General features: G+C 57.7%; 16 protein-coding genes and 1 tRNA gene. 8 read left to right on the top strand and 9 right to left on the bottom strand.

Translation table 11 applies throughout. The annotated features are described in order from the left end of the window. Positions 1-34 precede the first annotated feature (34 nt). The 3 genes from GA829_RS24595 (at position 35) to GA829_RS24585 (ending at position 1020) form a co-directional block, all read left to right on the top strand. Positions 35-493, top strand: coding sequence for a YbaK/EbsC family protein (locus tag GA829_RS24595; protein WP_195175186.1), 459 nt, complete (start codon positions 35-37; stop codon positions 491-493). A gap of 111 nt (positions 494-604) precedes the next feature. Next, positions 605-681, top strand: a tRNA-Pro gene (locus GA829_RS24590). Positions 682-789: 108 nt separating this feature from the next. After that, a complete protein-coding gene (locus tag GA829_RS24585) occupies positions 790-1020 on the top strand; it encodes a hypothetical protein (protein ID WP_195175185.1) in 231 nt (76 codons plus the stop codon). A gap of 488 nt (positions 1021-1508) precedes the next feature. Here the strand turns inward: GA829_RS24585 and GA829_RS24580 are convergent, their stop codons facing one another. After that, a complete protein-coding gene (locus tag GA829_RS24580) occupies positions 1509-1712 on the bottom strand; it encodes a hypothetical protein (protein ID WP_195175184.1) in 204 nt (67 codons plus the stop codon). Positions 1713-1851: 139 nt separating this feature from the next. Between GA829_RS24580 and GA829_RS36870 the strand changes: the two genes are divergently transcribed. From GA829_RS36870 to GA829_RS24560, 4 genes are all read left to right on the top strand, one after another. Beyond that, positions 1852-1974 (top strand): hypothetical protein, encoded by a 123-nt coding sequence (locus GA829_RS36870; protein ID WP_258051893.1) that lies wholly within the window; start codon positions 1852-1854, stop codon positions 1972-1974. Next, positions 1971-2405: a pepsin/retropepsin-like aspartic protease family protein gene (locus tag GA829_RS24575; protein ID WP_195175183.1), complete on the top strand. Its 435-nt coding sequence runs from the start codon at positions 1971-1973 to the stop codon at positions 2403-2405. Before GA829_RS36870 ends, GA829_RS24575 begins: the two co-directional genes overlap by 4 nt. A 424-nt stretch (positions 2406-2829) precedes the next feature. Continuing rightward, on the top strand, positions 2830-3033 hold the full coding sequence (locus GA829_RS24570; RefSeq protein WP_195175182.1) for a hypothetical protein: 204 nt from the start codon (positions 2830-2832) through the stop codon (positions 3031-3033). Positions 3034-3717: 684 nt separating this feature from the next. Then, complete coding sequence (locus tag GA829_RS24560; protein ID WP_195175180.1) at positions 3718-4158, top strand: DUF6894 family protein; 441 nt, start codon at positions 3718-3720, stop codon at positions 4156-4158. Between the two features lie 406 nt (positions 4159-4564). Here GA829_RS24560 and GA829_RS24555 read toward each other — a convergent pair whose 3' ends face one another. Together GA829_RS24555 and GA829_RS24550 are read right to left on the bottom strand one after the other, a co-directional pair. Next, positions 4565-6913 carry a phage tail tape measure protein gene (locus GA829_RS24555; RefSeq protein WP_195175179.1) on the bottom strand — a complete coding sequence of 783 codons (2349 nt, stop codon included), beginning with the start codon at positions 6911-6913 and terminating at the stop codon, positions 4565-4567. Next, positions 6906-7169 (bottom strand): hypothetical protein, encoded by a 264-nt coding sequence (locus GA829_RS24550; RefSeq protein ID WP_195175178.1) that lies wholly within the window; start codon positions 7167-7169, stop codon positions 6906-6908. Before GA829_RS24550 ends, GA829_RS24555 begins: the two co-directional genes overlap by 8 nt. 127 nt (positions 7170-7296) lie before the next feature. On the opposite strand from GA829_RS24550, the gene GA829_RS24545 reads away from it, so the two are divergent. Beyond that, positions 7297-7623 carry a hypothetical protein gene (locus tag GA829_RS24545; protein ID WP_195175177.1) on the top strand — a complete coding sequence of 109 codons (327 nt, stop codon included), beginning with the start codon at positions 7297-7299 and terminating at the stop codon, positions 7621-7623. A gap of 299 nt (positions 7624-7922) precedes the next feature. Here the strand turns inward: GA829_RS24545 and GA829_RS24540 are convergent, their stop codons facing one another. The 6 genes from GA829_RS24540 to GA829_RS24515 form a co-directional block, all read right to left on the bottom strand. Next, positions 7923-8927: a DUF2806 domain-containing protein gene (locus GA829_RS24540; RefSeq protein ID WP_195175176.1), complete on the bottom strand. Its 1005-nt coding sequence runs from the start codon at positions 8925-8927 to the stop codon at positions 7923-7925. 73 nt (positions 8928-9000) lie between these two features. Continuing rightward, a complete protein-coding gene (locus tag GA829_RS24535) occupies positions 9001-9531 on the bottom strand; it encodes an HK97 family phage prohead protease (RefSeq protein WP_195175175.1) in 531 nt (176 codons plus the stop codon). Beyond that, positions 9521-9706 (bottom strand): hypothetical protein, encoded by a 186-nt coding sequence (locus GA829_RS24530; RefSeq protein ID WP_195175174.1) that lies wholly within the window; start codon positions 9704-9706, stop codon positions 9521-9523. Before GA829_RS24530 ends, GA829_RS24535 begins: the two co-directional genes overlap by 11 nt. Beyond that, positions 9706-10245, bottom strand: coding sequence for a hypothetical protein (locus GA829_RS24525; RefSeq protein ID WP_195175173.1), 540 nt, complete (start codon positions 10243-10245; stop codon positions 9706-9708). The genes GA829_RS24530 and GA829_RS24525 overlap by 1 nt, the downstream gene beginning before the upstream one ends. After that, entirely contained in the window at positions 10246-10779 is a 534-nt protein-coding gene (locus tag GA829_RS24520) for a hypothetical protein (protein ID WP_195175172.1), read from the bottom strand. A gap of 293 nt (positions 10780-11072) precedes the next feature. Continuing rightward, entirely contained in the window at positions 11073-12131 is a 1059-nt protein-coding gene (locus GA829_RS24515) for a hypothetical protein (RefSeq protein ID WP_195175171.1), read from the bottom strand. Positions 12132-12320 lie beyond the last annotated feature (189 nt).

Below are 12320 nucleotides of genomic sequence, written 5' to 3'. Positions count from 1 at the left end.
TGGTCCCATCAATTTGAACCCGCGAGTTTTCGATATGAGCTTGGACTCCGTTCGCGCCTTCTTTGCCAGTCACGCGCCCGACATCGACGTAATCGTCACCGAGGCGAGCTCGGCAACGGTGGCGCTGGCGGCGGATGCGCATGGCGTGCTGCCGGCCCAGATCGCCAAGACGATCTGCCTGCGTGTCGGCGAGCGCACCATGCTGGTCGTAACCAGCGGCATCGCCAGGCTGGACAACCGTAAGTTCAAGGACAGGCTCGGCGGCAAGCCACGCATGCTGGATGCCGACGAAGTTCTGCGGGCGACGTCCCATCCGCCCGGCGGCGTCTGTCCCTTCGGTCTGCCTGCGCCACTGCCGGTCTACTGCGATGAATCGCTGCGTGCGTTCGACGAGGTCGTTCCCGCCGCCGGTGCCACCAACGCCGCCGTGCGGATCGCGCCACAGCGCATGGCTGATCTTACAGGCGCGGAGTGGGTCGATGTGTGCCAGTAGCCGGGTGAGGGCGGGTACGACAAGGTTCGTCAGCACTCCAAATCTGCCTATGGTATGGCCGCCGAATTCGGTTGACCCGACCAGGGTTATCACGATACATCGCGACCGGTCCGGAGTGTAGCGCAGCCCGGTAGCGCACTTGACTGGGGGTCAAGGGGTCGTCGGTTCGAATCCGGCCACTCCGACCAACGAAAACAAAGAGTTAGCCGTTTCCCCCAGAGGTGGCTACAAATTTTATAGCCACATTGTAGCCAGACAATATATAACCCTTGCTGTCGGCAGAGGAGTCTTCCGCTTTGGGGATTATTTTTGACTGGCTAACCTCTTTTCAACTGTCAACACTGACCGCGGGCGTTGCATTAGGTGCCACGGGCATTGGCTTGTTTCGTTGGGTTGCCCAAAAGCTGCGATATAATCGCCTGCCGCTGACGGGTGAGCCGAGGGTATTCGTCGGGTTCTTGCGCGGCTTTGAGAACGGTGCGCTCCTCGAGGTCGAAATCCGAAACATCGACCATGCCGACATTTAGATTGAAGACGTCGCACCTGTAAGCCGCGCTTGGGGCTTGATCGCTCCGTTCGACACAAAGCTCCTCGCGAACTCTGGAACCTCGCCAGCGGCGGTGTCACTTGAGCCAATGCCTTGGTTGAAGTTAAGACGGCGCCTTAAGCCTGATGAAACCATGACGTCCACTATTTGGGTTGGTGGGCGGGAGTGGTCGATTCACCATGCATCGCTCACTTTTAAATGGAGTCCCCACGGATCTGCTGGCAGACCGACCTCTCTTACCATCCACTGCGAGTTTTAAAGCCAAGCCCCAACAAGCCCGCGTACGACGCTTCCCTCGGGGAACTTACCGACTGCGAGACGGTTGAGGCCGGTGACGGCGAAGCGTTGTTTTGTCCCTCAGATAGACGTAGGGCCTCGTATCCCGAATTCGCCGTCACACACCGCGCGGAAAAGCCCGCCGCCATTTCTGGAAGCGGGCCGCGCTGCTAGCCGTTGGCGCGGCGAGCGCTAGCAAGGAATCAACCGGTACGTCCCGACCCACTCCTCTCCGTCCTTCTCCAGCCAATGCACTAGCCAGCGGCCTTCGTTGTCGAACACGGCGCGCTTTGCGGTGCGGCCCTGTGTGCCGCACTCGCGGCAAGTGCAGGGTTCTGTCGGGCGCTCGCCGAGGCCGGCGGCATTGACGCAAATCGTCGTGAATTTCTTTCGCATTGCGGGCTCCTTTGTTGCTAGTTGATGTTAGCAGTGGTAAATCAATGCTCGTTGGCTGTCAACTAGCATCTGCTAACAATTGCAAACAGGAACCGGAATGGCCAGGACTGCACCACTCGGACTTAGGATAGAGCCTGTCGTGAAGGACGCCTTAGAACGGGCAGCCAAGGCAGACAAGCGCACGGTCGCCTCATACGTCGAGATACTGATCGTCGCCGATCTCGAGGCAAAGGGCTTCCTGCCGAAAGGTGCGGCGGAATGACGTCAGACATCATCGTCATCCCCGTCTTTCTGGTTGATAGGCAGGGCAAAGCAACCAGTGATTTTATCAACAGTTGCCCATGCGTAAGACTAACACTCCGTAATGCACCTGATACCAAGCATGAAGTTGCGCTTGGAATGATAGATACCGGAGCGAGCGGTGCCTACGTGGACACGCAACTTGTCGAAAAACTTGGCGCTCCCGTGCTTAGGCCGGAGACGGTTCACGGGGCGACATCAATAATTCAGACTACGCTTCACTCTGGCATATTCGAAATCGAGAACGTAAAACCTCTTTCGTTGGAATACAGTGCAACACCCCTCAGAGCCACTGGCCGTTCCTATGATGTTGTCCTCGGTCGTTCGGTGATCAGCCTTTTTAAGCTGGAAATTGATCGAGGTCGTATTATTCTTACGCTTCCGCAAGATTGATTCCACCACCCGACATAGGCGCCCGATGCGGCGGCTTTCCCAATCGGGACAAAGCTACGTGACTCACGCGGTGTATCATTTTAATACAATCGCCAATTGGTAGACTCGCGCGATGCACCGGCGGATACTGCTTCCTAGCAGGCCAAAGGAGGGAAAAGGCCGCGAACGGGAGCAAACGATGTCCACTCAGAAAGGCGACTATCGCACGAACAGAGCTGACTACGCGATCGCTGCGACGCATGGCCGAGCTAGCGTTGAAAACACTTCTCGAGCCGAGATGCTGGCGAGCAAAAAGAAGTCCCTGTGGTTAAAAGAGCGGCGATCGGCCAGATTGGGGGAGAACCCCATGGAGAGCGCGCCTCTACCCCAAAGAAAACCTCGGGGTTAGGGCCTGCGACGTTTTATCCGCCAAAGGAACTCCCAAATGGCTGCTACCGCACTTTTGGTCTGGTATATAGTGATCTCTGGCCCGCAAGGCGGGATGGTCCTGCTGCCCACCACGTTCGATAAACGCGAACAATGCACCGCTGCCATCACCGAATATCAGAAGCAGCCCGCCCCGCCCGGCTGGTCGGTACAGTGCGTGCCGAGTGCATCGCCATTCACCGACAATGGGTCGGCGGAATAAGGAGCGGTCCATTAGGTTCTGCAAGACAGATTCCCATCGGAACACTATCGTCGCAGTCGCCGCAGTCGCGGTGTTACTGGCAGCGGTATTAGAAGGAGGTTTCGCTTAGTCGAAACGCACGAATCTCTCGGCGCTCCGTGAGCGCATGGTGTCGAGCAAGTCACTTTCCTGAACGATCCCGCTTTGAAAAAGGATGATCAGCCTGCTGGCAGCGTCCTGCGCATCGCCCGAATCTTGCTCGTGCCCTTGTTCCTTGCAAATCTGCGCGAGGACCTTCGACAGGATATCGAGGTCGCAAGGATACAGTGCATCGGAGAAATAGGTTCGGTTCAACATCTCAGCGCCTCATACCCCTGCGAGAGTGCAATTCGCTCCCAAGCGCCCGCTTGTAGAAGCGGACGACACGCGGAACATATATCGAACATTCCGGCCCCTCAATAACATATGACGTACGCCCGAAGATTGTTCTGCGGAACAATTGTCGGGATGGCGCATTGAGCTATCGGCCATCTCTCCTACTCCACGGCCTTTGAAGAGCCCGCTACTGTCCCTCGGTAACGGGCTCTTCTACTTTCGGTTGGAACATTATCAAAGAGCGCCGGGTTTGTGTTCATCGCCAGCATCGAGAATGGCAGCTGACGACAGGGGGGCAAACTGCTTCCGCCTCAGCATTCGGAGCCGAACATGTCTCGGTATTTTTTCGACATCCATGATGGCCATGCGCTTACCAGCGACGATGACGGCATTGCCTGCGAGTCTCTAAAAGACCTTAGCTACCAAGCAGTCGACGTTTTGCCGGATCTGGCGCGCGAGGATTTGCCCAACGGGCCCACTAGAACGTTTTTCGCGAAAGTCCGTGACGATTCTGGCCGGTATGTTTTCCGAGCCACCCTGACATTGGCCTCGGCGTGGATAGTGGACACCATTGGCGGAGAGCCCCAGCCAGGAGGCGATCGTTGGTTGGCTGCCCTAAGTAGGGCAAAAGCGCAGGTCAATGCCCTCAGGAAAGAGTTTGCTGAAGATGGGCTATCAGCTCACGTCGAAGGTCTCGACAGCCTTTTTTCGGTGGCTGAGGCTGAGGTGGACAGGCTGCTGATCAGAAAATCGCCGTTATTTGATCGATAGGCATTTGCATATTGACTGGTTGTCAGAGGCAAGGATTATATTCCTACCCTGGAGAACGCCAATGCCCGCCCGCCATAAAAAGGCATCAATTCCGACGCCTATGTTCGGTGTGGTCTTTCCGCGCTACTTCTCCCACGCGCTACCCGTGCTCGATATTGATTGCCGCTATTCCTGCCACCGTTTGTAACCGGCAGCTTTGCCAGCGCGGTCGCGCATGGCGGCCAAGATCACTTCAAAGATGCTCCCAAAAAAGCCCGTCGCCCGATTTGATTGGGATCGGAGAGCGACGGGCCGTTTGCGTGGAGTGCGGTACTGAAACTCTGCCGCAGCGTAGATAATGGGCCGGCATGGTCAATGAAGTATTAAGAAGCTCGCCAGAGCGCGGGCTGGTCTGCGCGTCACTCGCCTATGCCATCCCCCTTATTTTCGCCTGCCGTAGCGCCGCCACCGTGCGCGGAACGCTATGCCGATCATACTCAGCCAGTGCGCGTTTGATCTCGTCGCCCACGCCTTGCTGGGCGCCCCTGGCGTCGATGCTGATGTTGTTGTTGACCGCAACGTTATCCCCGCCCCGCGCCGGAGCACTAATCGATGGCATATTGGGTGCCGCTATCGAACCGCCACGACGCAGTGCCTCCACGGCCGCCACACCGCCATTGCGGCGAATGTCGTCCTGGCTAAAGACCACCTCGCCTTTGTGGACGATGCCCGCCTTCTGGTTCTTGCCGCCCGCGCCCGTATAGCCGCCGTCCGCGTACAGGCCGCCAGTGCTGTTCAGCGACCCGCCACCAGGGAACGCGTTGCTGGATCCCCCGCCGCCGCCCGTTAGGAAGCCGAGTACACCGCCCAGAATACCACCACCGCCGCCACCCGCCGCCGAATTGGCCTGCAGAATGGAGTCGATTAGATCGTTCTCGATTTTCGAGATGATCTTATCGAGCGCATGCGTCGCGATGTCCGCGAACGTTTTCCACGATAACTGGCCCGACTCCAGAGCCGAGCGAAAGTCGTCAAATGCACCCTTCAGCACATCGCGTTGCAGGGCTTGCGATTCCTGCGCTTTGCGGAGTTCGTCGGCTTGCCGTGCGTAGGCCTCGGAGACCTGATCAATCGCGGCGATCTGTGCTGGCGTCAACTGCGCGTTCTGGTAGTCGACGTCGCCCTTCTTGCGGGCTTCCTCGCGCACCTGCTTCAGGGCAGTTTGCTCGAGTTGCAGCGATATTTTGCGCTTTGTCTGCGCTTCGTAGGATAGCCCCAAAGAGTTGAATTCTTCGTTTAGGGCGGCCGTGCGGTCCTTGATAGATTGAAGGTCGCCAGCGAACTGGTCCATGGCGGTTTGGGCTGGTGCTTTGGATTTGTGGCCGCGTGCGGCTTTGGCCGCCAGCTTGTCCTCGTAAGCGCCCTGATCCTCGCGGTTGGGTGCCTCACCGGGGATTGGAGCGCTGTCGGGCAGAAGCCCAACGGGGAGTTTTTGCCTGCTATTTGGGCCGCCGCCTTGGTTGGCGAAGTACTTGGACCCAAGCGCATCTAGAGCCGCGTCGGTCGCCGCAGCGGCCTTCAGCATCCCCGCAAATCCGGCAATGATGCCAGAAAAATTGGGGTTGGCCTGCTCTAACGCTGCAAGCGACTGAAGAATGGCGTCGATCGGCTCCTTACCGTCTCGGGCCTTGTCGAAGAGCGCCTGCAACTCTGCCTGGATCGGCTTTGAGTCTACGTTGGCGAGCTGTAGGGCAAAGGCGTTTACGGTGTCGGTTACCGCATCAACCGTATGCCCGAGGTTGGGCAGTGCCGCCTGCGTCTTTGCGGCTTCCGCGGCCATGTCGGCAAGGGCGGCGCGCGCAGACTCGAGCTTCGGATTGACCTCCGATATGGCGGCGAGCTGGTCGATAAACGCCTTCACGTCGTGCGATTTCGCCAAGTCGGCTAATGCCTGCTTGAACGGTTCAAACTGCGATTTCAGAACTGTCTGTAGAGCACCCTGGCCACCGCCTCCGGCCCCGATGGTTTGGTAAATGCTATCAAAAATGCCCTTGATCTGACCGGACAGGACATCCTTGGCGTCCTGCAAATCTTTCGAGTTTGCGGCGTTCACCGAGCGAGCCGTAAGCGCCGCATACTTCTGCTGCTTCCCGGCTACTTGGTCGTAGGCGTCGCCAAGGAGCAAAATGTTCGCTTCATGGGTCTTGAGGATGTCGTCAAGCGTGCGCAGGTTTGTGCCACCAAGCGCCTCGTATGCTACGAACGCAGCGCCAGCAACCGCTATGGCTGCCGTAACCTCCGGGAATTTTGTCGCCAAACCCACTATTGTGGAGCCGGCCGACTTCAGCGCTCCGGTAAGTCCGCCTGGCTGGCTGGCAACATAACTCAGATGCGAAAACTGCGCGGTAAGCGCCTGAAGGGGTGAAGTGCCAAGCGCAATCTGCTCGATCATGGAGCGCGCCGAATGTTGGAGCGCCATCATCTGCGTAGCGCTGGCGCCTGCGGCATGTCCGGTATTGCCTAGTTCTTTCCCGAAGCCCGAAAGCGCACCTGTCCACTCTTTAACTTTGCCCGTATAGGGGATTCCCACCATGTCATTGATGCGGCGCTGCACAGGCGTGAACGACTGGTCTATCCCCTTGCCAAGCGCATCGAACTGTTTCTGGATTCCGGAAGTGGTTTGGCCGATGCTGTCGCCGAGCTGCTTCAACTGGCGTTTGATGGTTGAGACGTCAGTGGATACGGAGATAATCAGATCGTCGGTCTTATCACTCACCGCTGACCTCCTTCGCCATCTGCTCGAGCAGACCGGACCAGGGCGCCTTGTTCGGCATGCCGCGGATCAAGGTAGTGGCGCCCGCTAGAAGCGAGGCAATGATGTAGGCATCTGAGAAGCCGTGGCTCCGGAGATGATTAATGTGGCCGGCCGTGGCGGCTGAAGAAACGATGTTCTCGATCGCGTCTAGCAAGGCCTGATCCGGGTCGTGTTTGGGCGCACGGATGCGCCGCGCGGTTGCGCGTTTGGGGGTCATTTGGGAATTCCTGTGCGTAAGTTGTTGGAAGGATTGCCGATTACACCAGCGCGCCCATATTCGACGAATGGGGGCGCAGTACGTCAATCTCGTTTTACATGAGCAGTCGGTTGCTAACGGCGGAGGTATGAATCGCCCGTTTTCCGATCGGGTGGATGACGTAGCCAAAAAAACTGGCGGCTCGGTGCTGTTCGACGTTCGCGTTGACGCAACTGGCATTCAACGAATGGCTGCGATCGGTTACGGCGCGGATGGCGTGGTTGCGATCTTCATCGATGGCAATGGAGACATCACCTCATTGCCGGTCGGCGGAGACAGCGACGCTCAGATTGCCGAACTAGCCGCATGGGGCAGACTTCCGATGGCTCAACAGGTCACTGCCAGCTATCTCGATGCGGCAACGACGCTGATTGCGGAGCTTCGTCAGGCCGGCCGTTTCGATCGGGCGTCATGATGGTCACTGTAACGGTCTGATATCATGTTTGATCCTTGCACATCTCGATTGAGCAGCGTTAACGATGTTTCTTCGGGTTTGATTAAATTGCAGCGCACATGGTCATCGGATGTGGAAGATTAATCCGATCTGCGCCGCTCTTCTGCTCGCGCCACTCGCGTTAGCTGTTGCGTTGTTCGTGCTCGCCACGGTCTCTGACCGAGCGCATCCGCCGCAGCCTGATCATGGGTACACGTCGTCTATTCGATAGACGAGAGAAAGCGGCGGCGCATTTTGATGGTTACTTGTTGTGCCGGTAATTAAAATGCAACGAATTGATCGCCATCCGTTCTTTTATACTTGCGAATTTTTGAGGGATCTCCGATCGCTTCCCCCATTTTAGCAGCAAGTTCAGTCAACGCCTTCAGTTCGGTCTCCGGCAATATTGATGAGATCGCAAGACCTACGTTAGTCAATACATAGACGCGTATGGCAGGTTTCCCGTCATTGAATGTGATAGCCTCTGCGTCCAACGTCGAAGTACCGTCTTTGGGATAGGCAATGGCAAGATTCCCAAAAGATTGCATCCACAATTCTGTGCCGGAGCCATCCTTAACATCTTGAGATTGATTAAGTTGGCCACCGATCCCCGGCTCAACAAGCAATCCGGCGTCAGTGAGGCTTATAATATCTGGGAAGCTTAATTCTCCAATCAAGCTCTTCGGTAAGACATTACTCAACCGGGATGTACATACTTTCTCGAAAAGGCCCGCTGTTTGAGGATCAATCTCATCTATTACTCTCATGACCTTCGCTGAAAAAGTGCCCGGCTTGCGAATCTCCGACGCCAATACGCGCCCCCATTTGAGGCGGGTCTCTTCGGTGGTTGCTTCCTCTGCGAACCTCTCAAATCTGTTCATGAAGGAGTCCTGAAGCTCTTCCGCCCCAGAGACGGCCTCATCATCGGTGGGCGGCTGGTGACTTAGATCATCTACAGCCGCAGCGACAACCGCATCTTTGTTGTCTTGACGTTCAAATACCTTACCGAGGTGGTTCTCCAGTGCACGGTTTGCTGCTTCTGGATCGCGTTCGAGGCGCTCTATGCCGAGTTTGGTGACCGCCTCTATGACTTTGAGACGGGATGCCGATACGGCTCTTGCCTCGGCGGTCTTGGATTCCATAGGCGCGTTCCACCGTTCGAAAACATTTCCTAGAAGCCTGTCAAATGCCGCAATCGCTCTACTTTTGGCACTGGCCTTAACGCCAGTCGGCGTGAGTTCAGCTGATACTGAAGTCTCTTTATCGAGATGGTCTTCTTTTTCCACGCTTCCCCGCCGCCGTTGCCTCTATACAGCAGCGACAGCATACCATGACAACTTCAGTGAGGAAGTGAGGACTCTACCGAATCCCCCGCAACCGATGCGCCGCTTCGATCTTGTCCAGCAGGCGGCGGCGGGCGTTTGTGGCGTTGTCGTTCGCATTCGACTGGCGCGAGTAGAGCGTGGCCGAGGTAGCTTTCCCGTAAGCACCCCAAACCAGCAGGCTTATTTCCACCAGGCCGGCTTGCGTGATGAGCCGCTGCGGCAAGTCCCCTGTATCGTCCCACTGCTCGACCTCCGAGAAAAAAGATACGCTAACCTGACCAACATCGCCGCGACCGACCGCGGCGATTGCCTCTTGCCCCATCGGGGAGTCCGGGTTTGGTGTCAGTTCGTATCGAAGGCCGATGCTGTCCGAAATTAGCTTGAGCGACCCGTTGGCCACGCGGCCGAGTGGCTTGGAGCTATCATGTGCCCAAAGGCACACGACGTCGGGATTCTCAATGAGGGATTTGTCGAATGCGCCCCTCGCGAAGCGCTCAATAAAGACGCCCGCGATATTTGCGGGCGCCTGCCACTCAAGGGCATACCCAGAAATCTCAGCCGTCATCCTTCAGCACCTTGATCTGCTTGTCGATCTTGTCGATGGCTATCTGGCGCGCGATTTCCTTCGCCGTTTTGCCGCGCTTTGCATGCCTCGTTTCGCCGGGGAGCTTAATCATTCGCTCTGCTGGACTGCGGCGACCATCGCTCGTGGCCCGTTCGATTTCACGATGCTCAGCCATTATGCAATTCCCTTACGAACGTTGCCTTCTATGAACTGAACTGCGAAATGCGAGATATTGCTTTGCGGCCATTCAAATGAACCCGCAATATCGTTCGCGTCGAAATCGCGCTGGAGTTCCTCGATGGCGCGCAACGGCTCCAGCGCAGCCTCCAGCGCGGTTGCCGCCGCTGCAGCGCGGCTCGCGTACTCTTCTCGAACAGCCGCGATCAGTGGGCGCTTGGCAAGGTCGCGACGCTCGCGAAGTCGCTTGCCGACAAGGTCGATTGCGGTTGCCAGGTCGCTCGAAAGCTTGCTCAGTTCCGCGGCGCGCTGGCGCTTGCCGGTCAGGGATGACGGTGCTTCACCGACCAACGCGGCCACACTGTCAGAAAGGACAGGACCGCGCGTGCCGGCAAGCTCTTCGCGCAGGACAGCAAATTCGCGATCGGTTGCGGCCTTTTGGCTGTTGAGGTCGTGAAATTGGGCATCGAGGCGAGCGTATTCCGGGTCTACTTCAGCAAGGCTAGGGACTTCGAAAGCTTCAGTGTTTTTCGGCATCTACTTCTTCTCCAAAAAAACGTCATTGATGGCGGCAAGGAAGGCGCTGCCGTTGATTTCCACCGACTTGCGATGGCCGTAAGCTTGCCAGCGGCCAGGCTCGCCGGAACTAAAACGGCGGGTGTCGATGCGATCGACCAGGGTGATTTCCGACCAGTTGTTTACAACCGTCATGATGGTCTTAGCCGCCCGCGCCTTGGCCTCTAGCGAGCCCGTGGCAGCAATCTCGGCGAGGATGTCCAGTTCTTCGCCTGCAGTGTTGCTGATGGCCTCAGGCGCGCCTTCTGGCACGCCTTCGCGGCGCAGGGCACGATACTGCCGCACGGTGTCGGCAACGGCTCGCAGGGGCACGTCCAAGGCCACGCCTAGCATAAGTGTGGCAACGTCTTGCGGGGTGAGTTCGGGCGATCGGCCTGGGCCGCCGGCAGGCAGCACGGAGGCGTCGGTTAGTACACGGGCAACAGCAGAAGTGCGGCCGGGATCATAGCCGACGCAGCGCACAAGCGCCTCGACGGCCTCCTTGGTAGATTTCATGTTTGTTCCTTGATGTTGGAAATTCGCGTGTGTGGTGGGTAAAAGAAAACCCGGCGCAAAGGCCGGGCTAAAAACCGTCTGATCTCTTGATCAATGACGGAATAGATGCGCCCGCCCAGTTTGGGAACGGACGGGCGCTGCGCCGCATGGGGACGGCGTAAATTGTCGCTGGATGCTGCCCTTGGGTGCGTCCAGCGTCAGGGTCTAACCCTGAAACGAAAAGGGCAGCCGAAGCTGCCCCTGTACTGTATCTCTCCACCTTACCCTGTGGGATTCCGGATTGGGTATACCCTCTAAGCGGCGCGCTTAAGGATCGCGTCCGGGTACATGAAGGACCGATAATACCCGGCAGGGACCGGCATGCCGGTTTGCCATCTGTCAACGACGACCAGCCGGGGAGCGTGGTTGCGGGCCGGCTTCTGCCATAACTCGTCAACAGCTTGCATTCCGAGCATCACCAGCGCGCGGCCGGCACCCTTCGCCCCGGCTTGGTTTCCTACACCGTGCCCGCGGCCGATCTTCTCCAACGTGTCTCCGAACACAACCGCAGCCTCAAAGCCCTCGCGCAGGAAACCAAGAGATGTTTGCAGGGCGGAAAGCTCGCGAGCGCAGTCAAGGTGATGGATCAATGCCCAATCGCCCTGCCATATCTTCGCAATCGGCTTAGCGCGTTTTTTCGTCTTGTCGGGATCGGCTACGACTGAGCGCTTCGCCGGCTCGTCCAGCCGTGCCTTCTTGCCCATAATTTTCTTAGGGCCTTTGTCGGTAAGCTCACCAGTGGACTCATCCAGCCGAACGTCAGCCATCAGGTAAACGTTATCCGCCAGATCGCGCCCGACGAGATCATGGGGCATGTTGGCGACGTTCCACACGTCGCGGTAGCGTTCAGCAAGACGCAGGCAGTGATCGTTGCCCTCTGCCTTCAGAAGCTTCGCTAACGGCCAATCGATGTTATCATTGGCAGCCTGGCCACTGAAACGGTTTGACGCCATGCGTGCCGCTTGCGCGTCCATGCGCCACGATATGGCCGGCCCGTCATTTCCATAGCGGAAATGTATGGCGCCTCGAGGTGCGCGGATGTTCTGCGGTGTCCAATCGCCTTGATCGTCTACGACACCTGATAGCTCGCGCGCCGATTCTGCAATGTCATAGACGGAATCATCGTTGCCGGGCCTTGAAGCCGGTTTCTTCCGCGGCTTGGTGGCGATGACGGTTTCCGGTTCAGAGATGATCTCATACGCCTCTTCGCCGCGCAGTCCGAGCCGTGAAGCAGAAAGCGCATTCACGTAACCGCATCCTGCAACGCGCAGCATTGTCGTGCCGGAGGGTTCCGGCTTATCGGTATGTGCCATATTAGGAAGTTCCCCATGTGTAGGCAGCGGTTCCCGCGCGGCCACTCAACGTGTTGCCGGCATTGCCGGCGTGATGGCCGCATCCCGCGACACTATCTAGAGTCGTGCCCACCTGAAAACACTAGATATAGTGCCAACTGGCAATTTATTCCAGTCGGCGACGCTCGATGCGCATTGAAAGTGTCCCTC

Origin of the sequence: Mesorhizobium sp. INR15 (assembly GCF_015500075.1) — a bacterium.
Lineage (GTDB): Bacteria > Pseudomonadota > Alphaproteobacteria > Rhizobiales > Rhizobiaceae > Mesorhizobium.
Note: the sequence above shows the minus strand (reverse complement) of the source record. Positions and strands in the feature narration are given on the sequence as shown.

What these genes read in the sequence shown, in the direction of transcription:
- GA829_RS24525 (WP_195175173.1), bottom strand. Translation starts at nt 10,245, where the DNA reads ATGCCGAAAAACACTGAAGCTTTCGAAGTCCCTAGCCTTGCTGAAGTA.
- GA829_RS24520 (WP_195175172.1), bottom strand. Translation starts at nt 10,779, where the DNA reads ATGAAATCTACCAAGGAGGCCGTCGAGGCGCTTGTGCGCTGCGTCGGC.
- GA829_RS24535 (WP_195175175.1), bottom strand. Translation starts at nt 9,531, where the DNA reads ATGACGGCTGAGATTTCTGGGTATGCCCTTGAGTGGCAGGCGCCCGCA.
- GA829_RS24595 (WP_195175186.1), top strand. Translation starts at nt 35, where the DNA reads ATGAGCTTGGACTCCGTTCGCGCCTTCTTTGCCAGTCACGCGCCCGAC.
- GA829_RS24575 (WP_195175183.1), top strand. Translation starts at nt 1,971, where the DNA reads ATGACGTCAGACATCATCGTCATCCCCGTCTTTCTGGTTGATAGGCAG.
- GA829_RS24560 (WP_195175180.1), top strand. Translation starts at nt 3,718, where the DNA reads ATGTCTCGGTATTTTTTCGACATCCATGATGGCCATGCGCTTACCAGC.
- GA829_RS24515 (WP_195175171.1), bottom strand. Translation starts at nt 12,131, where the DNA reads ATGGCACATACCGATAAGCCGGAACCCTCCGGCACGACAATGCTGCGC.
- GA829_RS24570 (WP_195175182.1), top strand. Translation starts at nt 2,830, where the DNA reads ATGGCTGCTACCGCACTTTTGGTCTGGTATATAGTGATCTCTGGCCCG.
- GA829_RS24550 (WP_195175178.1), bottom strand. Translation starts at nt 7,169, where the DNA reads ATGACCCCCAAACGCGCAACCGCGCGGCGCATCCGTGCGCCCAAACAC.
- GA829_RS24545 (WP_195175177.1), top strand. Translation starts at nt 7,297, where the DNA reads ATGAATCGCCCGTTTTCCGATCGGGTGGATGACGTAGCCAAAAAAACT.
- GA829_RS24580 (WP_195175184.1), bottom strand. Translation starts at nt 1,712, where the DNA reads ATGCGAAAGAAATTCACGACGATTTGCGTCAATGCCGCCGGCCTCGGC.
- GA829_RS24530 (WP_195175174.1), bottom strand. Translation starts at nt 9,706, where the DNA reads ATGGCTGAGCATCGTGAAATCGAACGGGCCACGAGCGATGGTCGCCGC.